Below are 23,795 nucleotides of genomic sequence, written 5' to 3' on the forward strand. Positions count from 1 at the left end.
GATAATCGCGCCCATGTCCGCCGTTTTCGACCAACCCTCGCCCCTGCGGCGCATCCTGCCGCTGCTGCGCGGCTTTGACTGGCCGCTGCTGCTGCTGCTGCTGGCGCTGTCCTCCATCGGCCTGGTGGCCATGTATTCGGCGGGCTACGACCACGGCACGCGCTTTTACGACCACGGGCGCAACATGCTGCTGGCCGCCGGCATCCTGTTCGTGGTGGCGCAGGTGCCGCCGCAGCGGCTGATGATGCTGGCCGTCCCTCTCTACACCCTGGGCGTGGTGCTGCTGGTGGCGGTGGAGCTGTTCGGCATCACCAAGAAGGGGGCGACGCGCTGGATCAACGTGGGCGTGGTGGTGCAGCCCAGCGAGCTGATGAAGATCGCCATGCCCCTGATGCTGGCATGGTGGTTCCAAAAGCGCGAAGGCCAGCTGCGCGCGCTGGACTTTGTGGTGGCGCTGGCGCTGCTGCTGATTCCCGTGGGGCTGATCATGAAGCAGCCGGATCTGGGCACATCTTTGCTGGTGCTGGCCGCCGGGCTGTCGGTGATCTTCTTTGCGGGCCTGCCCTGGAAGCTGGTGGCGCCGCCGGTGCTGGCGGGTGCCGTGGGTATTGCGCTCATCGTCTGGTTCGAGCCGCAGCTGTGCGCCGATGGCGTGGACTGGAGAGTGCTTCACGAATACCAGCGCCAGCGCGTGTGCACGCTGCTGGATCCCACGCGTGACCCGCTGGGCAAGGGCTTTCACATCATCCAGGGCATGATCGCCATCGGCTCGGGCGGGGTGTGGGGCAAGGGCTTCATGGCGGGGACGCAGACGCACCTGGAGTTCATCCCAGAGCGCACCACCGATTTCATCTTTGCCGCCTTCTCCGAAGAGTTCGGCCTGGCGGGCAACATCACGCTGATCGTCTGCTTCATCTTGCTGGTGTGGCGCGCCCTGGCGCTGGCGGTGGGTGCCACCACGTTGTTTGGCCGCCTCATGGCGGGGGCCGTGGCGATGATCTTTTTTACCTACGCCTTCGTGAACATGGGCATGGTCAGCGGCATCTTGCCCGTGGTGGGCGTGCCGCTGCCGTTTGTGAGCTATGGCGGCACGGCCATGGTGACGCTGGGGCTGGCGCTGGGGGTGCTGATGTCGGTGGCCCGCGCGCAGCACCAGACCGTGCAGAAGCCGCCGCAGTCCTTGCAGATGCCGTAAGGGGCGTTTGCCCGCCAACCCGCCCGGTGCGCGGGGGCGTTGGCCGCTGCCTACAATCACTGCATGATTTCCCGCGAACCCACCATCGAACGCTTGGGCCTGGCCCGCGAGCTGCTGCTCACCCCCTTCGGCCTGGACGAGTCCCACCTCTCCCGCGCCCTGGCTGAGATCCGCGCGCACCGCGTGGATGATGCCGATCTGTACTTCCAGTACACCCGCAGCGAGGGCTGGAGCCTGGAGGAGGGCATCGTCAAGACGGGTTCGTTCTCCATCGATCAGGGCGTGGGCGTGCGTGCCGTCAGCGGCGAGAAAACCGCGTTTGCCTACTCCGACGACATCTCCGAGGCCTCCTTGCTGGACGCGGCCCGCACGGTGCGCTCGATTGCGTCGGCATCCCGGTCCGGCAAGGTGCGTGTGGGCGCCAAAAAGATAGCGAGCAGCCGCAGCCTCTACCCTGGCATCGACCCCATCGCCTCGATGGACAGCACGGCCAAGGTGCAATTGCTGGAGCGCGCCGAGCAGCGCGCTCGCGCCAGGGACCCCCGCGTAGTGCAGGTCATGGCCGGGCTGGCCAGCGAGTACGACGTGGTGCTGGTGGCCCGCGCAGACGGCACCCTGGCGGCCGACGTGCGCCCGCTGGTGCGCATGTCGATCACTGTCATCGCCGAGCAGGGCGAGCGCCGCGAGATGGGTTCCGCCGGTGGCGGCGGGCGCTTTGGACTGGCGTACTTCAGCGACGAGCAGATCGCCCAGTACGTCGATGAAGCCGTCAACGCCGCCCTGGTCAACCTGGAGTCGCGCCCCGCGCCCGCTGGCGAGATGACCGTGGTGCTGGGCCCCGGCTGGCCCGGCGTGCTGCTGCATGAGGCCGTGGGCCACGGGCTGGAGGGCGACTTCAACCGCAAGGGGTCGAGCGCCTTCAGCGGCCGCATCGGCCAGCGCGTGGCGGCCAAGGGCGTCACCGTGCTGGACGACGGTACCATCGCCGACCGGCGCGGCTCGCTGAACGTGGACGACGAGGGCTACGCCACGCAGCGCAACGTGCTGATCGAGGATGGCATCCTGAAGGGCTACATTCAGGACGCGATGAACGCGCGCCTCATGGGCGTCAAGCCCACGGGCAATGGCCGGCGCGAGAGTTACGCCCACATCCCCATGCCGCGCATGACCAACACCTACATGCTGGGCGGCGACAAAGACCCGCAGGAAATCGTCGCCAGCATCAAGAAGGGCCTGTACGCCACCAACTTCGGCGGCGGGCAGGTGGACATCACCAGCGGCAAGTTCGTCTTCAGCGCCAGCGAGGCGTACTGGGTGGAAGACGGCAAGATCCAGTACCCCGTCAAGGGCGCCACCATCGTCGGCAGCGGGCCGGAGTGCCTCAAGCGCGTCACCATGATCGGCAACGACATGCGCCTGGACAGCGGCGTGGGCACCTGCGGCAAAGAGGGCCAGAGCGTGCCCGTGGGGGTGGGCCAGCCCACCATGCGCATCGACGGCCTGACGGTGGGCGGCACGGCCTGATCCGCACGCCCCGCTGCTGCGCCCGCGCACCAGGTGTCGTCCATGTCTGCCTCAGTGTCCAGCTGGCGTGAGCACACCCCGCAGTCGTTTGCGCAGTTCAGCCGTTTCTTGCGCGACGGCGTCATCCGCGAAGAAACGGCCCAGCTGCGCCTGGCCCTGGGTGAGTTGTCTGAGCACATTGAAGCCGCCACGCAGGCACGGCGCAGTGGCCTGGGCCTGGACGAAGTGCAGAGCAGCGCCGCGGCATTGGAGCGGTATGCGCGCCAGCACCAGCTGCAGCTCACCGGCATGGGCTCGGCGTGGCACGCGCTGTACGAATTTGGCGCCTACCAGAGGGCGCTGCGCCAGCTGCGTGATGCGCTCGCCCGCTGGCAGGATGCGCTGCAGCGCCGCAGCGCGAGCGAGGCCGAGCACTTCGGCGCGTTCGAGCGCCAGGCCTGGCGCACCCTGGGCGAGGCCCTGCTGATGCTGGACATGTACGAGCACGGCGGGCGCGACAGCGGCCATTCGCAGCCCTGGGCCCAAGCGGGCGGGCGGTCCGGTTCATCGAGCGGTTCAACGCCTGACGGCCACGGCGGCAGGCTGCGCCCGCCGCGCCGACCATCGTTGCTGGCCCTGCTGCGCCGTTGGTGGCAGGCGGCATCAGGGCGTGGACGACCATAGAGCTTGTAGCGCAGAGGCAACAGCCGCAGTATGTTGCAGTGCACGCAATACGTGCTACATTGACCCGCATGTCGGTTCGCAGCGCTTTTTACTTTTACTTTTGGTTCTCTGTCCATGGCGGATGAGAGGTAAGCGCGCAGCCTGAACTAGCCCCCTACTCCTAAAACCGCCGAAGCTGAAAAGCCCGGCGGTTTTTTGTTTTTTGACCCACCTTGACTTTCTTCCAAAGGACGCACCCATGACCGCCAACCCCGCCACCGCCGATGCCTGGTATGCGCACGTCGATAGAACCAGCCAGACCGACGACCAACGCATTGAGGACATTACCGTGCTGCCCCCTCCCGAACACTTGATCCGCTTCTTCCCCATCCGCGGGTCTGAGGTCGAGTCGCTGATCGCCGACACGCGGCGCAGCATCCAGCGCATCATGAGCGGCGAGGACGACCGCCTGCTGGTCATCATCGGCCCCTGCTCCATCCACGACCCGCACGCAGCGCTGGAATATGCGCGCAAGCTCAAGGCCGTGCGCGAGCAGTACAAAGACCAGCTCGAAGTGGTGATGCGCGTTTACTTCGAAAAGCCCCGCACCACCGTCGGCTGGAAGGGCCTGATCAACGACCCCTACCTGGACGGCAGCTACCGCATCGACGAAGGCCTGCGCATTGCGCGCCAGCTGCTCATCGACATCAACCGCCTGGGCGTGCCGGCAGGCAGCGAGTTTCTGGACGTGATCTCGCCCCAGTACATCGGCGACCTGATCAGCTGGGGCGCCATCGGCGCGCGCACCACTGAAAGCCAGGTGCACCGCGAGCTGGCATCGGGCATTTCGGCCCCCATCGGTTTCAAGAACGGCACCGACGGCAACATCCGCATCGCCACCGACGCCATCCAGTCCGCCAGTCGCGGGCACCACTTCCTGTCGGTGCACAAGAACGGGCAGGTGGCCATCGTGCGCACCTCGGGCAACAAGGATTGCCACGTCATCCTGCGCGGCGGTAAGGCGCCCAACTACGACGCCGCCAGTGTGGCCGCCGCCTGCAAGGACCTGCAGGCCGCGGGCCTGCCCGCCACGCTGATGGTGGACTGCAGCCATGCCAACAGCAGCAAACAGCACGAAAAGCAGCGCGACGTGGCGCGTGACATCGCCGCGCAGATCGCGGGCGGCTCGCGCAGCGTGTTCGGCGTGATGGTGGAGAGCCACCTGCAGCCCGGCGCACAGAAGTTCACCCCGGGCAAGGACGACGCCAGCGCGCTGGAATACGGCAAGAGCATCACCGACGCCTGTCTGGGCTGGGACGATTCCGTCGCCTGCCTGGCCGACCTGGCTGCCGCCGTGCAGGCGCGGCGCGCGGTGTAAGCTTGCATCATGGTGCGGCGCGCCAGTGCCGCACCGGCTCAACGTTTGCCGGTTCCCGTTCACTGTTCATCCACATATTTAATAGAGAGGCGAGACAGCTCATGCACAGCGAAGTATTGGTCACCCTGACCCCCGATCAGGAATTCCGTCTGGATCCGCAGGGCGCGCAGCCCCTCACCAACGAGGACGCCCGCCGCTGGCTGGACGATGAGTTTGTGCGCCTGGACTGCGAGCCCCTGCGCGCCAGTGGCAAGGTGCTGCTGGCCGACAAGGTGTTGACCGTGGCGGCTGCTGCGGGTGCCACTTTGCTGTCAGACCCGGCCTGGGCCGGCCAGTTTGCGCGTGCGACCGTCGCCGCGCTGGACAGGCCCGTGGTGCGCGTGGATGTGGCAGCGATGGCCGTCAGTTTTTAACATTCAAGCCAAATAGGCTTCCAGCGCTTGTGCAGCAAGCGCTGGAAGCTACTATTTTGATAGTGATTTGAGCAGCTTGGCGTGCACGCCGCCAAAGCTGCCATTGCTCATGCAGACGATGTGGTCGCCCGGCCGCGCCGCAGCGCTGACCTGGGCCACCAATGTGGCCAGGTCGCCAGCCGTCTGGGCGCGCGCGCCCATGGGGGCCAGCGCCGCGGCGGCATCCCAATCCAGCCCGGCGGTGTGGCAAAAGGCCAGGTCGGCGGGCTCCAGCGCCCAGGGCAGTTGCGCCTTCATGGTGCCCAGCTTCATGGTGTTGCTGCGTGGCTCGAACACCGCGAGGATGCGCGCTGCATCACCGCCCTCGGCGCCCAGGCGCCGGCGCAGCCCGTCCAGCGTGGTGCGCAGCGCCGTGGGGTGGTGGGCAAAGTCGTCATAGACGCTGATGCCGCGCACCGTGCCGCGCAGTTCCATGCGGCGCCTGACGTTCTCAAAGCGCGCCAGCGCCAGCGCCGCCTGCGCCGGGCTCACGCCCACATGCTCGGCGGCGGCAATGGCGGCCAGTGCGTTGAGCTGGTTGTGCACGCCCGTCAGCGCCCACTGCACGCGGGCCACGGCGCGGCCTTGGTGCAGCACCTCGAAATCATGCGGCTCGCCCTGCGTGCTGAAGTCGCTCACTGCCGCGCCAAAGCTGGCCACGCCGCTCCAGCAACCGGCGTGCAGCACGCGTGCCAGGCTTTCTTCCAGCCCGTTGACCACCACACGTCCCGATGGCGGCACGGTGCGCACCAGGTGGTGAAATTGCCGCTCGATAGCCGCAAGATCGTCAAAGATGTCGGCGTGATCGAACTCCAGGTTGTTCAGCACCGCAGTGCGCGGGCGGTAGTGCACAAACTTGCTGCGCTTGTCAAAGAACGCGGTGTCGTACTCATCGGCCTCGATCACGAACAGCGGCGCCGTGCCCAGCGGCCCCGGCCCGGCCGTGGGCCGCACGGGGGCGCCCAGCCGGGCGGACACGCCAAAGTTCATCGGCACGCCGCCCACCAGAAAGCCCGGCGCCAGCCCTGCGCATTCCAGAATCCAGGCCAGCATCGAGGTCGTGGTGGTCTTGCCGTGCGTGCCGGCGACGGCCAGCACATGGCGGCCGTGCAGCACGTGCTCAGCCAGCCACTGCGGGCCGCTGGTGTAGGGCGCGCCCGCGTCGAGGATGGCCTCCATCAGCGCAAACTTCGGGCTGCCATCAGCCAACCGGGCGCGGCTGACGACGTTGCCGATCACGAACATGTCGGGCTGGAGCGCCAGTTGATCTGCGCCATAGCCTTCGATCAGGTCGATGCCCAAGGCGCGCAGCTGGTCGCTCATGGGGGGGTAGACGCCGGCATCGCAGCCAGTGACGCGGTGACCCGCTTCGCGCGCCAGCGCGGCCAGGCCGCCCATGAAGGTGCCGCAGATGCCCAGGATGTGTATATGCATGGGTGTGATTCTATGAGCCTGTGCGCCGACGCTGGTCTAAGCAAAAAAGGCGCCAGCGCTTTACCAGCGGTCGCCAAAAGCTATCAAAACAATAGTTCTGGAGCGCCTTTGGCTTGCAGTACCCGCGCTGGGCACATTGTGGGTCGTCACACCGTTGGTACGGGTTGGCGCCACAATGCGGCGGTTCGTCCTCTGGGTAGCTGTCGCCATGCAAAACGCACTCGCCACTGAAATCGCCAACGCCGCGGCCCGCCTGGTGGTCGAGGAGGGGCTGGAATGGGGCCCGGCCAAGCGCCGCGCCGTCAAAGAGTTGGGCCTGCCCGCGCGCACGCCGCTGCCCGACAACGACCTTGTGGAGGACGCGGTGCGCGAATACATCGGCCTGTTTTGTGCCGACACCCAGCCTTTCGAGCTGCGCGCCCTGCGCGAGCTGGCACTGGTGTGGATGCAGCGCATGCAGGCTTTTCGGCCTTATCTGGGCGGCGCGGTGTGGCATGGCACGGCCACCAGGCTATCCGATATTTACCTGTCATTGTTCTGCGATGACTCCAAATCTGCCGAGATCGCCCTTATCGACCACCATGTGAATTACGAGCCGCGCTCCGTGACCGGGTTTCGGGGCGAATTGGTCGATATGCTGAGTCTGAGCAGTCGCTCGCCCGAACTGGGCGAAGAAATAGGCGTGCACCTGCTGATCTACGATCTGGACGACCTGCGCGGCGCCTTGCGGCCAGACGCGCGTGGCCGAGTGCAGCGGGGCGACGCGCAGGCGGTGCGCCGGTTGCTGCAGCAAACCCCCACTTCTTCCACGTCATCATGAGCCCATCGCACTTGCCGCAGGCAGATTCATCGTCCGACTCTCTGCCGTCCAGCGCCAAACGGTCCGCGGTTGAAGCTGCGGGCGCTGCCTCGCGCCGACGCTGGATCACCCTGGGTGTGGGCGCGCTGGCGGCGCTGGGGGGGGTGGGTCTGGCCAGCTGGCGCATGCAAGGCGGCGGCGCCACGCAAGCCGCGCCGCAGAACTTCTGGCAAACCAGCTTTGAAGGGCCCGCCGGCGAGACTGTGCAGATGGCGGCATTGCGCGGCCGCCCGCTGCTGTTGAATTTCTGGGCCACCTGGTGCCCGCCCTGTGTTGAAGAGCTGCCGATGCTCAACCGCTTTTATGGCGAGCATCGGGCCAAAGGGTGGCAAGTGCTCGGATTGGCGATCGATCAGCCGTCCAACGTGCGCAAATTCCTGCAACGCCTGCCACTGGACTTTCCTACTGTGCTGGGCGGCTTGGCCGGAACCGACCTGGCGCGCAGTCTGGGCAACCAAAAAGGCGGTTTGCCGTTTACCGTGCTGTTCGATACAGATGGAAGTATCTTGAAGCGTAAAATAGGGCAGTTGACGACGCAAGACCTGCAGGACTGGGCCCGCCTGATGTGATGGCTGGGTGTTTCCATAACGAAGAAGATGGCAATTGCGGCGGATTCACGGGAAAAGCATGAAATTGAGGTAAATTTCGCCACCTTTCCGTTTTTAGCCGTTGGAGCTCCCATGGATTTGCGAAAACTCAAAACCCTCATCGACCTGGTTTCCGAGTCAAATGTTTCCGAACTCGAAATCACCGAAGCCGAGGGCAAGGTGCGCATCGTCAAGAGCGGCGGAGCTGTGGTTCAGCAGTTTGTGGCGGCGCCCGTCCAGGCGCCCGTCGCCGCTGCTCCTGCCGCCGCAGCCCAGCCCGTGGCCGAATTGCCGGCGCCGGCCGCAGCGGTTGCCTCCGGGCATGTTGTCAAGTCGCCCATGGTCGGCACCTTCTACCGTGCGTCCAGCCCCGGCGCCAAGCCCTTCGTCGAGGTGGGCAGCCAGGTCAAGGAAGGCGACATCATCTGCATCATCGAAGCCATGAAGATCCTCAACGAGATCGAGGCCGACAAGACTGGCACCGTCACGCGCATCCTTGGCGAGAACGGACAGGCCGTGGAATATGGCCAGCCGCTGTTCGTGATCGAATAAGGCGGGTCTGCGCATATGTTCAAAAAAATCCTGGTCGCCAACCGTGGTGAGATCGCGCTGCGCATCCAGCGCGCCTGCCACGAGTTGGGCATCAAGGCCGTGATGGTCTATTCCGAGGCCGACCGCGACGCCAAGTACGTCAAGCTGGCCGAAGAGGCGGTGTGCATAGGCCCGGCGCCGTCGCCGCTGAGCTACCTGAACATGCCTGCCATCATCTCGGCGGCCGAGGTGACCGACGCCGAGGCCATTCACCCGGGCTATGGCTTTTTGTCCGAGAACGCCGACTTTGCCGAGCGGGTGGAGAAAAGCGGCTTTCAGTTCATCGGCCCTTCGCCGGAGTCCATCCGCATGATGGGCGACAAGGTGTCTGCCAAGCAGGCCATGATCCGTGCGGGCGTGCCCTGCGTGCCCGGCTCCGATGGCGAACTGCCCGACGATCCGGTGCAGATCCGCCGCATTGCCAAGGCGGTCGGCTACCCGGTCATCATCAAGGCTGCCGGTGGTGGCGGTGGGCGTGGCATGCGTGTGGTGCACACCGAGGCCGCACTGGTCAACGCCGTGCAGATGACCAAGGCCGAGGCGCAGGCCGCCTTCGGCAATCCGGCCGTGTACATGGAGAAGTTTCTCCAGAACCCGCGCCACATCGAGATCCAGGTGCTGGCCGACAAGTACCGCAACGCCGTGTACTTGGGCGAGCGCGACTGCTCCATGCAGCGCCGCCACCAAAAGGTGATCGAGGAGGCGCCGGCACCGGGTATTCCGCACCGACTGATCGAAAAGATTGGCGAGCGCTGTGTGGCGGCGTGCAAGAAGATGGGCTATCGCGGCGCAGGCACGTTCGAGTTTCTCTACGAGAACGGCGAGTTCTACTTTATCGAGATGAACACCCGCGTGCAGGTGGAGCATCCGGTGACCGAGTGGATCACGGGCGTGGACATCGTGCGCACCCAGATCATGGTGGCGGCGGGCGAGAAGCTGCCGTTTACACAGCGCCAGATTCAGTTCCGCGGACATGCGATCGAATGCCGCGTGAACGCCGAGGATCCGTACAAGTTCATTCCTTCGCCGGGCCGCATCACCATGTGGCACGCGCCGGGCGGGCCAGGCGTGCGCGTTGACTCACACGCTTACAACAACTATTACGTGCCGCCCAACTATGACTCCATGATCGGCAAGATCATCGTGCATGGGGACACCCGCGAGCAGGCCCTGGCGCGCATGCGCACGGCGCTGTCCGAGACCGTGATCGAGGGCATCAACACCAACGTGCCCCTGCACCGCGAACTAATGGTGGACGCCAACTTTGTGGCTGGCGGCACCAACATCCACTATCTTGAAGAATGGTTGGCGCAGCGCAAGCGCTGACCGGCCTCAGTGTCGCAAGGCACCACGATGCTGGCATCTGGCGACAGATGCCAGCATTTTTCATTGATTTCGACGGCCCGGAGGGTGACCCATGTTTGAGCTGAGCCTGCTTTGTCCCGAAGACCGGGTGGAAACGCTGAGCGATGCGTTCGACGCGCTGGAGGCGCTGAGCGTGTCGGTCGAGGATGCCGATGCACAGACCGATGCCGAGCAGGCCTTGTTTGGCGAGCCAGGCATGCCCGCCCCGCGCGAGGGCTGGCAGCGCAGCCGCATCACGGCGCTGTTTGCATCCAGGGAACCGGCGCAAGAGGCAGCCGTGCTGCTGCAGGCGCAGGACTTCTTTGCGGGCTGCACCGTGCTGGGCATCGCTGCCGTGCAGGAGCAGGACTGGGTGCGCCTGACGCAGTCGCAGTTCGAGCCGGTGGAGATCACGCCCGATTTCTGGATCGTGCCAACCTGGCACGACCTGCCCGCTGCGGCCCGCCGCAGCATCCGGCTCGACCCCGGGCTGGCCTTCGGCACCGGCACGCACCCCACCACACGCATGTGCCTGCGCTGGATTGCGCGCCACGGTGGCGAGGGCGGTGGCCAGGCTCTGGGCCGTGTGCTCGACTACGGGTGCGGCTCGGGCATCCTGGCCATGGGCGCGGCCAAGTTCGGGGCGGTGGACATTGACGCTGTGGACATTGACCCCGCAGCCGTGGAAGCCACGCGCCAGAACGCGCTGGCCAACCAGGTGCAGCTGAAGGCCGGACTGCCGCAGCTCGGCCAGGGCGAGTATCAGACGGTGCTGGCCAACATTCTGGCCACGCCGCTGAAGGTGCTGGCTCCTTTGTTGTGCGCCCATGTGGCGCCGGGCGGTCACCTGGTGCTGGCGGGCATTCTGGAGCGCCAGGCCCAGGAGCTTCAGGATGCATACGCCCCCTGGTTGGACCTTCAGGTGGCCGACAGCGAAGACGGCTGGATTTTGATGACCGCACGCCGCTGACCAGGGGCCGGGCCCGTCCGCAGATGTGGGCGCGGCAGGCCTCCTACAATCGCCAGCCGATGAGCCAGATCACCCGCTGCCCTTACTGTGCAACGACCTTCAAGGTCGTCAAGGATCAGTTGCGGATTTCCGATGGCTGGGTGCGATGCGGGCAGTGCAAGGAAGTGTTCAACGCGCACGAACACATGGTGCAGCTGGAGCCCGCGCCTCTATTGCCTCCATTGCCGCTGGATGAACTGCAGCCGCCCCTGCTGCCGGCGCCTGTCAGTCAAGCGCCGCGGACCGCCCAGGTCTGGAGCAGCGCCAGGGCGAATCGTGCGGTGGCCGATGGGGCGGGGGATGTGCTGCTCCCGTCGCCAGAGCCCTCTTTTCTGGCAGCGCAGCCGCCCACCGCGGCACCGCCTCAATCGTCCGTCGAACTGGCCGAAGGTGCGCCGGATTCGAGAGGCTACGAACTGCCGGGTGCATTGCAGCCTGACGGCGAATGGCTGCCAGAGCCCGATGCCGCGATGCCGCGGGATGCTGCCAGCACGCAGCCCGAACAGGACGAGCCCGAACAGGACGAGCCTGAACACCCGATTGAGGACGTGACCGTTGAGTTGGCGCAGCCACAGTCCGGGCGAGCGAACGCCCAGGAAGCGCAGGTGGCTGAAGACGCGCCGTTCGCGCCTGCCAAGGCGCCTGCCGATATGCCCGCCGAGGTGCCGGTCGAGGTGCTGGTCGAGGTGCCGCAAGAGGCGGATGCCGCGGTGGGTGACCGCGATCATGCTGAGGAGCAGACGGAAACCGGCTTGCCGGTCGAGCCGGAGTTTGTGAAGGCGGCCCGGCGCAATGCTTTCTGGCGCATGCCGGTGGTGCGCGGGGTGCTGGCGCTGGTGACGGTGGTTCTGTTGATGGGGCTGGCGCTGCAGATAGCAGTGCACAACCGCAACCTCATCGCATCGCAGCATCCGGCGGCGCGCGGCTGGCTGGCAAGCCTGTGCGAACCCCTGCAATGCACGCTGCAGGCGCCGCGGCACATTGCGGCGGTGGTGATCGACAGTTCGTCCTTCCTCAAGGCGCGCAACGACCCTGCCGCCTACCAGTTGCAGATGAGCGTCAAGAACACGTCGTCGCTGACTGTGGCCATGCCCGCACTGGAGCTGACACTGACCGATGCGCAAGACCAGCCAATTCTGCGCCGTGTGCTGCAGGGCGATGAACTGGCAGCGCCTGCCGAGCTGGCGCCGGGCTTTGTCTGGAATGGCGCGGTGTCCTTGCAGGTCACACAGGGCGCAGCCCAGGTGGCCGGCTATCGGCTGCTGGCGTTTTACCCCTGAATTTCTTCACTCCAACCACATCACCTTATGGCTGCCCTGATTTGCGGTTCCCTGGCCTTCGACACCATCATGACCTTCGAGGGGCGATTTGCCGAGCAGATACTTTCCGAGCAGCTGCACATCCTCAACGTGTCTTTTCTCGTGCCCACGCTGCGCAGGGACTTTGGCGGCTGCGCCGGCAACATCGCCTACAGCCTCAAGTTATTGGGCGGCGCCCCTTTGCCGATGGCCATGCTGGGCGCCGATGGCGGCGAGTATCTGGCGCGTTTGAAAAACCTGGGTATCGATACCCGCTTTGTCGGCCAGGCGCAGGAGACCTACACCGCGCAGGCCATGATCATGACCGACCGGGACAACAATCAGATCACGGCCTTCCACCCGGGCGCCATGATGCAGGCCCACCGCAATCGCATCGAGCAGGGCGCCGGAGCGCAGATCGGCATCATTGCCCCAGACGGGCGCGACGCCATGCTGCAGCACGCCGCGCAATTCGTGGATGCCGGCATTCCCTTCGTCTTCGATCCGGGGCAGGGGCTTCCCATGTTTGATGGGGAAGAGCTGCGCCACTTCATCGGGCAGTCCAGCTGGATTGCCGTGAACGACTACGAGGGCAAGATGCTCTGCGACCGCACCGGCTGGAGTCTGGCGGAGATTTCGCACAAGGTGCGCGGGCTTGTCGTGACGCTGGGGGCTGAGGGCTGCGAGGTCTGGCAGCAGGGTGTCTGCACCGCCGTGGCGCCAGTCAGGCCCGCACAGGTGGTGGATCCCACGGGGTGTGGTGATGCCTGGCGCGGCGGGCTGCTGTATGGCCTGGAAAAAGGCTGGCCCTTGCTGCGCTGCGCGGAGCTGGGTAACCGCCTGGGCGCCTTGAAAATCGCCCAGCGCGGTCCGCAGAACTACACGCTGGACTTCACCCCCGAGTGATGGGCGCGGCCTTTCACTGCATGCCGCGCCGGTGCATGGCCGCGTTCACGGGTTTGCCGTCAAACCCGTGATCCCATAAAAAACCCGGCGTATGCGCGCCGGGTGGATGGGCGTCACCGGCCTTCCGTTTTTACGGCTTGCCCCCGGTGGGGAAGGGCCATGCGGCCTGGGGGTTCAGCGTGGTCTGGGCAGCAGGTGCTGCTGCCTTCTGGGCGACTGCCTTCGTGGTGGCTGTGGCTTTCTTGGCAGGCGCTGCCGCTACCTTTTTGGCAGCCGTGGCTTTCTTGGCGGGTGCGGCTTTCTCGGCTATGGCCTTCTTGACGGGCGTTGCTGCTTTCTTGGCGGGAGCCGCGGCCTTCTTGACCGGCGCTGCCGCTACCTTTTTGGCAGGGGCTGCAGCTTTCTTGGCCGGCGTTGCCGCAACTTTCTTGGCGGCGGCTTTCTTGGCGGGTGCGGTCTTCTCGGCTACGGCCTTCTTGGCGGGGGCTGCCGCCTTCTTGGCGGGCGCTGCCGCTACCTTCTTGGTGGCAGGCGCTTTCTTGGCGGGTGCAGCGGCCTTTTTGGCAGGTGCTGCTGTAGCCTTCTTGGCTACTACGGCTTTCTTGGCGGGCGCCTCGGTTTCCGTGGCAACTACGGCGGCCTTCTTGGCTGCCGGTGCCTTGGTGGCCGGTGCGGCCTTTTTCGCTGGAGCTGCCTTCTTAGCAGCGGGTTTCTTCGCAGTTGCCATCATTTTCTCCTTGGGTCGATTTGCAAAGAGCACTCCACGCCTGCATTGGGCGTGGAACGATCCATGGCAACGACACGATGCGCGTCACCACGAATGCGGAAACGCTCCCCGACCATGGCGTGAGGCGGCGCCGTGTGCAAGGAGCGTGGTTGAAAAATCATGGCCTGTGGGTCAACGGTGCTGGAGGATTTAATCCCAGGACAGCGCCCCGCCGGACTGGTACTCGATGACGCGCGTCTCGAAAAAGTTGCGCTCCTTCTTCAGGTCGATCATCTCGCTCATCCAGGGGAAGGGGTTTTCTTCGTTGGGAAACAGCGCCTCCAGGCCGATCTGCGTGGCGCGGCGGTTGGCGATGTAGCGCAGGTAGCCCTTGAACATGCTGGCGTTCATGCCCAGCACGCCGCGCGGCATGGTGTCTTCGGCGTAGCGGTATTCCAGCTCTACGGCCTGGAGGAACAGCGCCTTGATTTCTTCCTTGAACTCCGGCGTCCACAGGTGGGGGTTCTCCAGCTTGAGCTGGTTGATCAGGTCGATGCCGAAGTTGCAGTGCATGGACTCATCGCGCAGGATGTACTGATACTGCTCGGCAGCGCCGGTCATCTTGTTTTGCCGGCCCAGCGCCAGAATTTGCGTGAAGCCCACGTAGAAGAACAGCCCTTCCATCAGGCAGGCAAAAACGATCAGCGACTTGAGCAGGGTCTGGTCGGTTTCGGGCGTGCCGGTGTGAAAGTGGGGGTCCATGATCGCCTCGATGAAGGGGATCAGGAACTCGTCCTTGTCGCGGATCGACGGCACCTCGTTGTAGGCGTTGAAGATCTCGCCTTCGTCCAGGCCCAGCGACTCCACGATGTACTGGTAGGCATGGGTGTGGATGGCCTCTTCAAAGGCCTGGCGCAGCAGAAACTGCCGGCATTCCGGCGCCGTGATGTGGCGGTAAGTGCCCAGCACGATGTTGTTGGCGGCCAGGGAGTCGGCCGTGACGAAGAAGCCCAGGTTGCGCTTGACGATGCGGCGTTCGTCTTCGGTCAGGCCGTTCGGGTCTTTCCAGAGCGCGATGTCGCGGTTCATGTTGACCTCCTGCGGCATCCAGTGGTTGGCGCAGGTGGCCAGGTATTTCTCCCAGGCCCATTTGTACTTGAAGGGCACCAGCTGATTGACGTCGGTCTGGCCGTTGATGATGCGTTTGTCAACGGCTGACACGCGGCGATGCTGGGGCGTGCTTGAAACAGGCGGCGAGGTGTGCGCTGCAGTGCCTGCTGCGGCATGCAGGGCAGGGTGCTGGAAATCGGCAGGCGGCGCCTTTGCCAGGCGGTCGTTGGAGAGACTGCCATCCAGGTGTTTTTGCGATGAGGGCTTGACTTCGTCGTCCCAGGTGAGCATAGGTTTTCCAGTGGGCGGATTATGGAAGCAGTGCTTCAAAAAGAAAAGCACCAGAGCGTTGCCAGACGGTGATCTGTTGCTTCACATCACATGCGGCCGCAGGCCATTGCGCGGCGCGCAGCCGCATGTGTGCGACCTTATTGACAGGCTTCGCAGCCTGGGTCGTCGATGGCGCAAAACTTCACGTCGGTGGCAGGCTCCGTGGTGGCCTGAAGGGGCGCTGCGGCAGCAGTGGCTGCGCTGGCGGATTTAGCGCCGTCGGACGACACGGCATTGAGCTGGCGGGTGTTCACCGTGCTCATTTCCACGTGCGTGGCGCTTTGCGTGCGCAGGTAGTAGGTGGTCTTCAGGCCGCGCACCCAGGCGAGCTTGTAGGTCTCGTCGAGCTTCTTGCCCGATGCGCCGGCCATGTAGATGTTCAGGCTCTGTGCCTGGTCTATCCATTTCTGGCGGCGCGCCGCGGCCTCCACCAGCCACGTGGGCGCGACCTCGAAGGCCGTGGAATACAGGGCCTTGATGTGCTGCGGCACGCGGTCGATCGGATGCAGCGAGCCCTTGAAGTGCTTCAAGTCCATGATCATCACGTCGTCCCACAGCCCCAGCTGCTTGAGGTCTCGCACCAGGTACTGGTTGATGACGGTGAACTCGCCCGACAGGTTGGACTTGACCGACAGGTTGCCGAACGAGGGCTCGATGGAGGCATCGACCCCCACGATGTTGGAGATGGTCGCCGTGGGCGCGATAGCCACGCAGTTGGAGTTGCGCATGCCGTCGCTGGCGATCTTGGCGCGCAGCGCCTGCCAGTCCAGGCGCATGCTGCGATCCACATCCACATAGCCGCCGCGCTCGCGCTGCAGCAGCTGCAGCGAATCCAGCGGCAGCACGCCCTGGGACCACAGCGACCCCTGGTAGCTGGTGTACCGGCCGCGCTCGCGGGCCAGCTCGGTCGAGGCCCAGTAGGCGTAGTAGCAAAGGGCCTCGGTCGAGGTGTCGGCAAACTCCACCGCCGCGTCGCTGGCATAGGGGATGCGCAGCTCGTACAGCGCATCCTGGAATCCCATCAGGCCCAGGCCCACCGGGCGGTGGCGCAGGTTGGACTGGCGCGCCTTGTCCACGGCGTAGTAGTTGATGTCGATCACGTTGTCCAGCATGCGCATGGCCGTGCTGATGGTCTTTTGCAGCTTGCCGTGGTCCAGCTGGCCGTCTTTCAGGTGGCGCGCCAGGTTCACCGAACCCAGGTTGCACACCGCTGTTTCGGTGTCGCTGGTGTTGAGCGTGATCTCGGTGCACAGGTTGCTGGAATGCACCACGCCCACATGCTGCTGGGGCGACCGGATGTTGCACGGATCCTTGAAGGTGATCCACGGGTGGCCGGTCTCGAACAGCATCGACAGCATCTTGCGCCACAGGTCCACCGCGGGCACGCGCTTGAACAGCGCAATGTCGCCGCTGTCGGCTTTCGCTTCGTAGGCGGTGTAGGCCGCCTCGAAGGCCTGACCATACAGGTCATGCAAGTCGGGCACGTCGGACGGCGAGAACAGCGTCCACTGGCCCTTTTCCATCACGCGCTTCATGAACAGGTCGGGGATCCAGTTGGCCGTGTTCATGTCGTGCGTGCGGCGGCGGTCGTCGCCGGTGTTCTTGCGCAGCTCCAGAAATTCCTCGATGTCCAGGTGCCAGGTTTCCAGGTAGGTGCAGACCGCGCCCTTGCGCTTGCCGCCCTGGTTGACGGCCACGGCCGTGTCGTTTACCACCTTCAGGAAGGGCACCACGCCTTGCGATTCGCCATTGGTGCCCTTGATGTGCGCGCCCAGCGCACGCACGCGCGTCCAGTCGTTGCCCAGGCCGCCGGCAAACTTGGACAGCAGGGCGTTTTCCTTGATCGATTCGTAGATGCCGTCCAGGTCGTCCGGCACGGTGGTCAGGTAGCAGGAAGACAGCTGCGAGCGGCGCGTGCCGCTGTTGAACAGGGTGGGCGTGCTGCTCATGAAGTCAAAGCGCGACAGCACCTCGTAGAACTCGATGGCGCGCGCCTCGCGGTCGGCCTCATTCAGCGCCAGGCCCATGGCCACGCGCATGAAAAACGCCTGCGGCAGCTCGATGCGCGTCTTGCGCACATGCAGAAAGTAGCGGTCGTAGAGCGTCTGCAAACCCAGGTAGTCGAACTGCAGATCGCGCTCGGGCTGCAGCGCGGCGCCCAGACGGGCCAGGTCAAACTGCAGCAGGCGCTCGTCCAGCAACTCGTGATCGACGCCCTGGCGGATGAAGCGCGGGAAGTAGTCCGCATAGCGCTGGCCCAGCTGCGGCAGGCTCAGTGTCTCGCCCAGCACCTCCTGCGCGATGGTGTGCAGCAGCAGCCGCGCGGTGGCGTAGGTGTAGTCGGGCTCTTTTTCGATCAGCGTGCGCGCCGCCAGGATGGCCGCCTTGTACACCTCTTCGACCGGCACGCCGTCGTACAGGTTGCGCAGCGTCTCGGCCAGGATGGGCTCGGGGCGCACCTCGGTGCTCAGGCGGGCGCAGGCCTGGGTCAAAAGCGCCTCCAGCCCTTGCTGGTCAAGCGCTGCAAGCTCTCCTTTTTGTAGCACGCGCAGAGCGGGCGAGGGCGCCACGGCCTCGGCCTTGTGCTGGGCGCGCTCTTGCGCGCGGCGCTCGCGGTACAGCACATAGGCGCGCGCCACCTCGTGGTGGCCGCCGCGCATCAGGCCCAGTTCGACCTGGTCTTGCACGTCCTCGATGTGGAAAGTGCCGCCGCCAGGGCGAGAGCGCGACAGGGCGCGCACCACCGTCTGGGTCAGCGCGTCCACCACTTCGCGCACGCTGGCCGATGCGGCGCCCTGCGCGCCATGCACCGCCAGAAACGCCTTCATCATCGCCACGGCGATCTTCTGCGGCTCAAACGGCACTACCGCGCCGTTGCGCCGCATGATCTGGTAGTGGGCCCATGCGCTTGCGCACGCAGGGCCGGGCGCCGGGGCGTCGGCCAGCGGCTGCGGGGAGCGCGTGGTGTCAGGTGCGGAGTGAAGGGGCGCAGCTTGCATGTGTTCCTCTCGGTTGGGGTGGGATGACGGCGCGTGGCCAGCCTGACGCAAGAGCGCCGCGAGGCAGGTGGGCAACGCGGCGCTGGTGATGGTTGGGCACTATAGATGGTGTGTGTGATTGACTCAAGACACCATAGGTAGTGTATCCCCGAATCAAGAGCATGCCGGGGAAATGAGCGGCTACAGGCGCAGGTGACCCTGGCCCGCGCCGCGCCTTGCTGCATCAGGCCGTAGCCAATGGCGGTGCGTGCTGGCGGCGTTTTTGCGTCTGGAGCGCACGTCGCGCCTTGCGGCGGCGGTCGGGGCGCAGTGGCCGAGGGCCAGAAAATCAGTTTGTAAAAGCTTGCAAGCCCGTGGGCCTGCGCTCGGTGGGCGGGAACATCACGCCTGAGCCGGCAAAAGCCGACCGCAGCCGGTGCCAGTCAAACCCCGGCCCGGGGTCGTGCTTGCGCCCGGGCGCAATGTGCTCGTGGCCCGCGATGTAGTGGATGGGATAGCGCCGCGCAAGGGCCGCGCACAGGCGGCTCAGGGCGGCGTACTGCGCGTCTTCAAAGCGCAGGCCTTCCAGGCCTTCAAGCTCTATGCCGATCGAGTCGTCGTTGCAGCCGTCGCGCCCCCGGTAGTGGGAGCGGCCGGCATGCCAGGCCCGCCGGTCTGCATCCACGAACTGCCAGACGGCGCCGTCGCGGCAGATGAAGAAGTGTGCCGACACCTGCAGCCCGCGGATTTGCTGAAGGTACGGGTGCGCATCCCAGTCGAGCTGGTTGGTGAACAGCTGGTGTACCTGCTTGCCGCCGTACTGGCCGGGCGGCAGGCTGATGGAGTGAATGACGATCAGGTCGATGACCGCGCCCGCCGGCCGGCTGCCGTGGTTGGGCGAGCCCATACGCTGCGCCGGTGCGTACCAGCCGCCTTGCCAGGGCTGCGATTCATTGCGGCGCGTGGTCATTCGGACGAGTGGTCGCGTGTGTCATCCAGCGCGTCACCGTGCTTGTCGCCATCTTGCGGCATGGTGATGTTCAGGCGAGCGATGCGGTAGCGGATCTGGCGCAGGCTGATGCCCAGGCGCACCGCGGTGGCGGTGCGGTTGTAGCCCGTGTCGCGCAGTGCGCGCACCAAAATCTCGCGCTCTTGCTGATCCAGCCAGGCTTGCAGGTCGCTGGGCAGGGGCGCGTCGGCGGGGACAGCGGACGGCGGTGGCAGATCGGCCTTCACGCCGGGCGCGGGCGCGGGCGCTGGCGCAGGCGCTGCGCCGCCCTGCGCAGCCACGGGGCATTCCACCTGCAGCTCGTGGCCGTCGCTCAGGGCCACGGCGCGGTGCAGCAGGTTCTCCAGCTCGCGTACGTTGCCGGTCAGGGGGTGCTGCGCAATACGCTGCAGCGCCTGATCGGTCAGGCGCGGCACGGTGATGCCCGACTCTTGCTCGATGCGCGCCAGCAGCGCCTCGCACAGCGCGGGCAGGTCTTCGCGGCGCTCGCGCAGGGGCGGGATCAGCAGCTCGATGACGTTCAGGCGGTAGTACAAGTCTTGGCGAAAACGCCCGGCCTGCACGTCGGCAGCCAGGTCGCGGTGCGTGGCGCTGACGATGCGCACGTCCACTGCCTCTTCCTGCGTGGAGCCCAGCGGGCGGATGCTGCGCTCCTGAATGGCGCGCAGCAGCTTGGACTGCATGGCCAGCGGCAGATCGCCGATCTCGTCCAGAAACAGCGTGCCGCCCCGGGCGGCCTGAAAGTAGCCCTCGCGGTCGTGGGTGGCGCCGGTGTAGGAGCCCTTGCGCGCGCCGAAGAATTCGGCTTCGAGCAGGTTCTCGGGGATGGCGCCGCAGTTCACTGCCACCAGCGGGCCGTCGGCGCGCTGGCTGCTGGCATGCAGCGCGCGCGCCACCAGCTCCTTGCCGGTGCCGGATTCGCCGCGGATCAGCACCGGCGCCATGCTGCGCGCCACCTTGGCGATGCGCTGCTTTACGTTGCGCATGGCTTCGGACTCGCCAATGAGGCGCTCCAGCATGGGGTTGGGCGCATCCGGCACGGCTGTGGCGATGGCCGTGCTGCTGCCTGCACGCGGTGCATGGGCGGGGGGCAGCACGCCCCCGATGCCCTGCACGGCCGAGGCCACCACCGAGCGGAACTGCTTCAGATCCACCGGCTTGGTCAGATAGTCGAATGCCCCTGCGCGCAGGGCCTCCACGGCGTTCTCGGCCGAGCCGTAGGCGGTCATGACCACGCAGCGCTCGCGCCGCTGCTGCTCGCGCAGGTCATACAGCAGATCCATGCCGAAGCCGTCGGGCAGCCGCATGTCGGTGATCACGGCGTCGAATTTCTGGCACTGCAGCTGCTCGCGCGCTTCTTGCACGCTGGCCGCGGTTTCCACGCGGTAGCCCTCGCGCAGCAGCGTCAGCTCGTAGAGCGTGCGCAGGTCGGGTTCGTCATCGACCACGAGAATGGATGCGGCTGTGGCGTTCATGGTGCGGTGGTTCGTGTCAGCCTCTCAGACCACGATTGTGTCAAACAGCGATGCGTTGTCTGCAGGGCGGGTGATGCTGCGGAAAGTGACGTTGAAGGCGTTGCCCGCCACTTCGCCGCGAGCCAGGCTCAGGGTGCTGCGCTGGTAGGCGATGGCCGCTCCGTGGCGCTGGCACAGCTCGCGGCAGATGTACAGGCCCAGGCCGCTGGAGCGGCTCTCCGACGAGAAAAAGGGCTCGAACAGATGCCGCTCGACGGACTTGTCCAGCGGCGCGCCATCGCTCCAGACCTGCAGGCTGGCCGCGCCGCCGGCGGGCGCGCGCGTGGTCAGACACAGCGAGTCAGGCCCCGGCCGCATGTAGCGCAGGGCGTTGTCCAGCAAATTGATCAGCACCCGCCGCAGATGCTCGGTATCGAACTCGACCTGCGTCGTGCCCGCGTTCAGCACCAGCTGCCCCTGGCGGCGCGCGGGGTCGTGCGCCTGCCAGTCGCTCCAGATTTGCGCCACCGTGGCATCCAGGGCCAGGGTGGATGAGGGCGCATACCCGATCAGGTGTTGCACCCGGGCGATGTCCAGCACGTCCTCGGTGATGCGCACCAGCCGATCGGCGTTTTGCCGCACCATGAGGGCCAGTCGCTGGTGGCCGGGGTCGGTCAGGTCTTCGGCCAGCAGTTCATTGGCCTGGACGATGGCCGCCAGCGGGTTGCGTATCTCGTGGGCCACCGCGGCTGACATGCGGCCCATGGCGGCCAGCTTTTCCGTGCGCAGCCGGGCTTCCATCTCGCGCAGGTCATGCAAAAACATCACGCACAGCGGCTCCTCGTCCAGCGCGCCCTGCGTCTGGGTCAGCCAGGTGCGTATGCGCAGCGCCATGGGGCTTTGCCCCTGGTGCAGGATGGTGACGTCCGCATGCCGCGACTGCCCTGTGTGAAAGGTGTCCTGGGCCAGCTCCATCAGGGGCTTCCAGGCGGTCGTGTGTGCCAGCGCAAGCGGTGCGGGGCTGCCGGCTTCTCGGCCCAGCAGCAGCAGGGCCGCCGGATTGGCCAGGCGCACCTGGCTCTGGCGGTCCAGCACCAGCACGCCGTCGGCCACATGCTGCATGACCAGTGCGCTCACGGCCCGCTGCGTGCGCGCATCCATCTGGCTGCGCCGTGCGGTCTGCTGCTCGCTGGAGACCTTGGCCGCCAGCAGGTGCACCAGGTAGGCCACGATGAAATAGCCCGTGCCGGTGATGGCCGCCTGCAGGTAGCGCTGCGCCGTGTCGGTGCCACTTTGCCAGCCCAGCCACCAGGCCCAGGTCAGCAGCAGCAGGGTGATGCCGGCCGTGGTGCCCAGCGCCAGGGTCAAGGTGCCCAGTACCCCCGCCATCAGAATGGGCAGACCGAACAGCGGCGTGAAGTTCATGCCGCCGGCTTGCTGCAGCACCTGCAGCACGCTGATCAGCAGGATGTCCACGCCAAGGGTGGGCAGCCAATGCACGCCCGGCCGCGGGTCGGGCGGCATGTGGCCGCCCAGCACTCGCAGCAGGCCCGTGGCCAGCAGGTAAGCCAGGCTGGCGCCCAGCAAAAGGGGTTCGCTGACCTGGTTGAGCGCCAGCCCCAGCAACTGCAACAGGAGCAGCGTCACCGCCACCATCACGCGCGCTGTCAGAAACGCATTCCACAGGCGCTGGAAAGGCAGGCGGCTGGCGCGGGGTGGGGCCGCGGGTTTTGGCATGGCTCAGGCGGGCCCCTGCTCGCGGTGCGCGCGGCTGCAATAACTGCGCCCATCCTTGCACAGCGCATCGTCGCGTGGCAGGTGCACACCACAGTGCGCGCAGGTCACCATCGGCTGCGGTGGCGCAATGCGCGGCGGCGCAGGCGGGCGCTGCGACGGCGGGCTGCGCTGGCCGCGCCAGATGGCATAGGCGACCGCCAGCACCGCCAGCACGATGAGGTACTTCATGCAGACCGCCCCAGCACCACTTCCATCACGAAGCGCGAGCCCACATAGGCCAGCAGCAGCAGGGCCGTGCCTGCATACAGCACGCGCACCGCGCTGCGCCCGCGCCAGCCAAAGCGCGAGCGGCCCAGCAGCAGCACCGCGAACGTGGCCCATGCCAGTAGCGAGAACACTGCCTTGTGATCCCACAGCCAGGCGCGGCCGTAGAGCTGCTCGCTGAACAGCCAGCCCGCCACCAGCGTGGCCGACAGCAGCACAAAGCCCGCCGTGACGAAGCGGAACGTGAGGCGCTCCAGCGTCAGCAGCGGCAGGCCGCTTTGCACGTCAACCGCCTGGCGGATCTGGCGTTCGGCGCGGCTCATGAGCCAGGCGTGCACCACCGCGGCGGCAAACAGGCCATAGCAGGCAATGCCCAGCGTGAGGTGCAGCGGCAGCCAGGGCGATGCCGACACATGCAGCGGCCTGCCAGGAAACAGCGCCGCCATCAGCACGGCTGCGCCGCCCAGCGCGCACAAAACCCAGCGCGTGCGCATCTGGGGAAACAGCTGGCGCTCCACGGCGTAGGTGGTCAGCACCAGCCAGGCAGTCATCGACAGCGCCGCTGCAAAACCGAAGTGGGGCGCACCGCCCAGCAGACCCCAGGCCAGCGCGGCGGCATGCAGCGCCCAGGCCGACGCCATGACAGCCAGGTGGTTTTGCCCCGTTGTGGCGCGCGACGCCGCAGCCGCAGCCAGCGCGTAGGCGCCAGCAGTGGCCAGGGCCAGCAGCCAGGCGAGCGGGGAAGCACTGGGTAAAATCATGGGTTAGCAGTTTAGAGCCTGTTCACGGTCTTTTCATGGCGCCCGCAAGGCAGCAAAACGCTGCAATCAAGGCGCACGTCGCAGGCCATGCTGTGGCCTGGGCAAGGCGGGCAACGATGAGTGCGACGTTTTGCTGCCTTGCCCATAGGGTTGCCCCGCAAGGGTGGCGTCTGCGGTGTTGCAAATCCTCGCCGGGCCACCAGCCCGGCTGCGGTTGGCGCCTTGCA

Annotated in this window: 21 protein-coding genes; 12 read left to right on the top strand and 9 right to left on the bottom strand. The window is 66.1% G+C overall.

From position 1 onward, the window contains the following. Nucleotides 1-13: 13 nt before the first annotated feature. The 5 genes from rodA to AB7E35_RS05210 all read left to right on the top strand — a co-directional run bounded on the left by rodA (nucleotide 14) and on the right by AB7E35_RS05210 (nucleotide 5,152). Entirely contained in the window at nucleotides 14-1,195 is a 1,182-nt protein-coding gene (rodA, locus tag AB7E35_RS05190) for a rod shape-determining protein RodA (RefSeq protein ID WP_428162170.1), read from the top strand. A 63-nt stretch (nucleotides 1,196-1,258) separates the two neighbouring features. Then, nucleotides 1,259-2,719: a metalloprotease TldD gene (tldD, locus tag AB7E35_RS05195; RefSeq protein WP_428162171.1), complete on the top strand. Its 1,461-nt coding sequence runs from the start codon at nucleotides 1,259-1,261 to the stop codon at nucleotides 2,717-2,719. A 42-nt stretch (nucleotides 2,720-2,761) separates the two neighbouring features. After that, the gene (locus tag AB7E35_RS05200; protein ID WP_428162172.1) at nucleotides 2,762-3,382 is read left to right on the top strand and encodes a hypothetical protein; all 621 of its coding nucleotides are present in this window, start codon (nucleotides 2,762-2,764) and stop codon (nucleotides 3,380-3,382) included. A gap of 238 nt (nucleotides 3,383-3,620) precedes the next feature. Continuing rightward, the gene (locus AB7E35_RS05205; protein ID WP_428167185.1) at nucleotides 3,621-4,739 is read left to right on the top strand and encodes a 3-deoxy-7-phosphoheptulonate synthase; all 1,119 of its coding nucleotides are present in this window, start codon (nucleotides 3,621-3,623) and stop codon (nucleotides 4,737-4,739) included. A 101-nt stretch (nucleotides 4,740-4,840) separates the two neighbouring features. Beyond that, nucleotides 4,841-5,152: a hypothetical protein gene (locus tag AB7E35_RS05210; RefSeq protein ID WP_428162174.1), complete on the top strand. Its 312-nt coding sequence runs from the start codon at nucleotides 4,841-4,843 to the stop codon at nucleotides 5,150-5,152. Between the two features lie 51 nt (nucleotides 5,153-5,203). Here the strand turns inward: AB7E35_RS05210 and mpl are convergent, their stop codons facing one another. Beyond that, nucleotides 5,204-6,625, bottom strand: coding sequence for a UDP-N-acetylmuramate:L-alanyl-gamma-D-glutamyl-meso-diaminopimelate ligase (mpl, locus tag AB7E35_RS05215; RefSeq protein WP_428167186.1), 1,422 nt, complete (start codon nucleotides 6,623-6,625; stop codon nucleotides 5,204-5,206). A gap of 208 nt (nucleotides 6,626-6,833) precedes the next feature. Here mpl and AB7E35_RS05220 point away from each other — a divergent pair, with 208 nt between their 5' ends. From AB7E35_RS05220 to AB7E35_RS05250, 7 genes are all read left to right on the top strand, one after another. Further along, nucleotides 6,834-7,445, top strand: a complete 612-nt coding sequence (locus AB7E35_RS05220; RefSeq protein WP_428162176.1) for a hypothetical protein — start codon at nucleotides 6,834-6,836, stop codon at nucleotides 7,443-7,445. Next, nucleotides 7,442-8,053, top strand: coding sequence for a TlpA family protein disulfide reductase (locus AB7E35_RS05225; protein WP_428167187.1), 612 nt, complete (start codon nucleotides 7,442-7,444; stop codon nucleotides 8,051-8,053). Before AB7E35_RS05220 ends, AB7E35_RS05225 begins: the two co-directional genes overlap by 4 nt. A 111-nt stretch (nucleotides 8,054-8,164) precedes the next feature. Further along, a complete protein-coding gene (gene accB / locus AB7E35_RS05230) occupies nucleotides 8,165-8,623 on the top strand; it encodes an acetyl-CoA carboxylase biotin carboxyl carrier protein (RefSeq protein ID WP_428162178.1) in 459 nt (152 codons plus the stop codon). Nucleotides 8,624-8,638: 15 nt separating this feature from the next. After that, on the top strand, nucleotides 8,639-9,988 hold the full coding sequence (gene accC, locus AB7E35_RS05235) for an acetyl-CoA carboxylase biotin carboxylase subunit (RefSeq protein WP_428162179.1): 1,350 nt from the start codon (nucleotides 8,639-8,641) through the stop codon (nucleotides 9,986-9,988). 91 nt (nucleotides 9,989-10,079) lie between these two features. Further along, entirely contained in the window at nucleotides 10,080-10,976 is an 897-nt protein-coding gene (prmA, locus tag AB7E35_RS05240; protein ID WP_428162180.1) for a 50S ribosomal protein L11 methyltransferase, read from the top strand. A gap of 59 nt (nucleotides 10,977-11,035) precedes the next feature. Further along, nucleotides 11,036-12,295, top strand: a complete 1,260-nt coding sequence (locus tag AB7E35_RS05245; RefSeq protein WP_428167188.1) for a zinc-ribbon and DUF3426 domain-containing protein — start codon at nucleotides 11,036-11,038, stop codon at nucleotides 12,293-12,295. 27 nt (nucleotides 12,296-12,322) lie between these two features. Beyond that, entirely contained in the window at nucleotides 12,323-13,219 is an 897-nt protein-coding gene (locus AB7E35_RS05250) for a carbohydrate kinase family protein (protein ID WP_428162182.1), read from the top strand. Nucleotides 13,220-13,349: 130 nt separating this feature from the next. Here AB7E35_RS05250 and AB7E35_RS05255 read toward each other — a convergent pair whose 3' ends face one another. The 8 genes from AB7E35_RS05255 to AB7E35_RS05290 form a co-directional block, all read right to left on the bottom strand. Then, nucleotides 13,350-13,946 carry a histone gene (locus AB7E35_RS05255; RefSeq protein WP_428162183.1) on the bottom strand — a complete coding sequence of 199 codons (597 nt, stop codon included), beginning with the start codon at nucleotides 13,944-13,946 and terminating at the stop codon, nucleotides 13,350-13,352. 189 nt (nucleotides 13,947-14,135) lie between these two features. Continuing rightward, nucleotides 14,136-15,326, bottom strand: a complete 1,191-nt coding sequence (locus AB7E35_RS05260; protein ID WP_428162184.1) for a ribonucleotide-diphosphate reductase subunit beta — start codon at nucleotides 15,324-15,326, stop codon at nucleotides 14,136-14,138. A gap of 137 nt (nucleotides 15,327-15,463) precedes the next feature. Next, nucleotides 15,464-18,364 carry a ribonucleoside-diphosphate reductase subunit alpha gene (locus AB7E35_RS05265; RefSeq protein WP_428162185.1) on the bottom strand — a complete coding sequence of 967 codons (2,901 nt, stop codon included), beginning with the start codon at nucleotides 18,362-18,364 and terminating at the stop codon, nucleotides 15,464-15,466. Between the two features lie 328 nt (nucleotides 18,365-18,692). Then, nucleotides 18,693-19,313, bottom strand: coding sequence for a 1,6-anhydro-N-acetylmuramyl-L-alanine amidase AmpD (gene ampD, locus AB7E35_RS05270; RefSeq protein ID WP_428162186.1), 621 nt, complete (start codon nucleotides 19,311-19,313; stop codon nucleotides 18,693-18,695). Further along, the gene (locus AB7E35_RS05275; protein WP_428167189.1) at nucleotides 19,310-20,827 is read right to left on the bottom strand and encodes a sigma-54-dependent transcriptional regulator; all 1,518 of its coding nucleotides are present in this window, start codon (nucleotides 20,825-20,827) and stop codon (nucleotides 19,310-19,312) included. The genes ampD and AB7E35_RS05275 overlap by 4 nt, the downstream gene beginning before the upstream one ends. Before the next feature lie 24 nt (nucleotides 20,828-20,851). Further along, on the bottom strand, nucleotides 20,852-22,543 hold the full coding sequence (locus AB7E35_RS05280; RefSeq protein WP_428167190.1) for a sensor histidine kinase: 1,692 nt from the start codon (nucleotides 22,541-22,543) through the stop codon (nucleotides 20,852-20,854). Nucleotides 22,544-22,546: 3 nt separating this feature from the next. Then, entirely contained in the window at nucleotides 22,547-22,771 is a 225-nt protein-coding gene (locus AB7E35_RS05285) for a PP0621 family protein (protein WP_428162189.1), read from the bottom strand. After that, nucleotides 22,768-23,568, bottom strand: coding sequence for a cytochrome C assembly family protein (locus AB7E35_RS05290; protein WP_428162190.1), 801 nt, complete (start codon nucleotides 23,566-23,568; stop codon nucleotides 22,768-22,770). The genes AB7E35_RS05285 and AB7E35_RS05290 overlap by 4 nt, the downstream gene beginning before the upstream one ends. Nucleotides 23,569-23,795: the final 227 nt, after the last annotated feature.

The organism is Diaphorobacter sp. (assembly GCF_050251835.1).
GTDB lineage: Bacteria > Pseudomonadota > Gammaproteobacteria > Burkholderiales > Burkholderiaceae_C > JBFXIE01.

What these genes read in the sequence shown, in the direction of transcription:
- AB7E35_RS05210 (WP_428162174.1), top strand. Translation starts at nt 4,841, where the DNA reads ATGCACAGCGAAGTATTGGTCACCCTGACCCCCGATCAGGAATTCCGT.
- prmA (WP_428162180.1), top strand. Translation starts at nt 10,080, where the DNA reads ATGTTTGAGCTGAGCCTGCTTTGTCCCGAAGACCGGGTGGAAACGCTG.
- AB7E35_RS05260 (WP_428162184.1), bottom strand. Translation starts at nt 15,326, where the DNA reads ATGCTCACCTGGGACGACGAAGTCAAGCCCTCATCGCAAAAACACCTG.
- AB7E35_RS05245 (WP_428167188.1), top strand. Translation starts at nt 11,036, where the DNA reads ATGAGCCAGATCACCCGCTGCCCTTACTGTGCAACGACCTTCAAGGTC.
- AB7E35_RS05200 (WP_428162172.1), top strand. Translation starts at nt 2,762, where the DNA reads ATGTCTGCCTCAGTGTCCAGCTGGCGTGAGCACACCCCGCAGTCGTTT.
- AB7E35_RS05285 (WP_428162189.1), bottom strand. Translation starts at nt 22,771, where the DNA reads ATGAAGTACCTCATCGTGCTGGCGGTGCTGGCGGTCGCCTATGCCATC.
- AB7E35_RS05250 (WP_428162182.1), top strand. Translation starts at nt 12,323, where the DNA reads ATGGCTGCCCTGATTTGCGGTTCCCTGGCCTTCGACACCATCATGACC.
- AB7E35_RS05290 (WP_428162190.1), bottom strand. Translation starts at nt 23,568, where the DNA reads ATGATTTTACCCAGTGCTTCCCCGCTCGCCTGGCTGCTGGCCCTGGCC.
- AB7E35_RS05255 (WP_428162183.1), bottom strand. Translation starts at nt 13,946, where the DNA reads ATGGCAACTGCGAAGAAACCCGCTGCTAAGAAGGCAGCTCCAGCGAAA.
- AB7E35_RS05275 (WP_428167189.1), bottom strand. Translation starts at nt 20,827, where the DNA reads ATGAACGCCACAGCCGCATCCATTCTCGTGGTCGATGACGAACCCGAC.
- accB (WP_428162178.1), top strand. Translation starts at nt 8,165, where the DNA reads ATGGATTTGCGAAAACTCAAAACCCTCATCGACCTGGTTTCCGAGTCA.
- AB7E35_RS05280 (WP_428167190.1), bottom strand. Translation starts at nt 22,543, where the DNA reads ATGCCAAAACCCGCGGCCCCACCCCGCGCCAGCCGCCTGCCTTTCCAG.
- accC (WP_428162179.1), top strand. Translation starts at nt 8,639, where the DNA reads ATGTTCAAAAAAATCCTGGTCGCCAACCGTGGTGAGATCGCGCTGCGC.
- AB7E35_RS05265 (WP_428162185.1), bottom strand. Translation starts at nt 18,364, where the DNA reads ATGCAAGCTGCGCCCCTTCACTCCGCACCTGACACCACGCGCTCCCCG.
- AB7E35_RS05225 (WP_428167187.1), top strand. Translation starts at nt 7,442, where the DNA reads ATGAGCCCATCGCACTTGCCGCAGGCAGATTCATCGTCCGACTCTCTG.
- rodA (WP_428162170.1), top strand. Translation starts at nt 14, where the DNA reads ATGTCCGCCGTTTTCGACCAACCCTCGCCCCTGCGGCGCATCCTGCCG.
- tldD (WP_428162171.1), top strand. Translation starts at nt 1,259, where the DNA reads ATGATTTCCCGCGAACCCACCATCGAACGCTTGGGCCTGGCCCGCGAG.
- mpl (WP_428167186.1), bottom strand. Translation starts at nt 6,625, where the DNA reads ATGCATATACACATCCTGGGCATCTGCGGCACCTTCATGGGCGGCCTG.
- ampD (WP_428162186.1), bottom strand. Translation starts at nt 19,313, where the DNA reads ATGACCACGCGCCGCAATGAATCGCAGCCCTGGCAAGGCGGCTGGTAC.
- AB7E35_RS05220 (WP_428162176.1), top strand. Translation starts at nt 6,834, where the DNA reads ATGCAAAACGCACTCGCCACTGAAATCGCCAACGCCGCGGCCCGCCTG.
- AB7E35_RS05205 (WP_428167185.1), top strand. Translation starts at nt 3,621, where the DNA reads ATGACCGCCAACCCCGCCACCGCCGATGCCTGGTATGCGCACGTCGAT.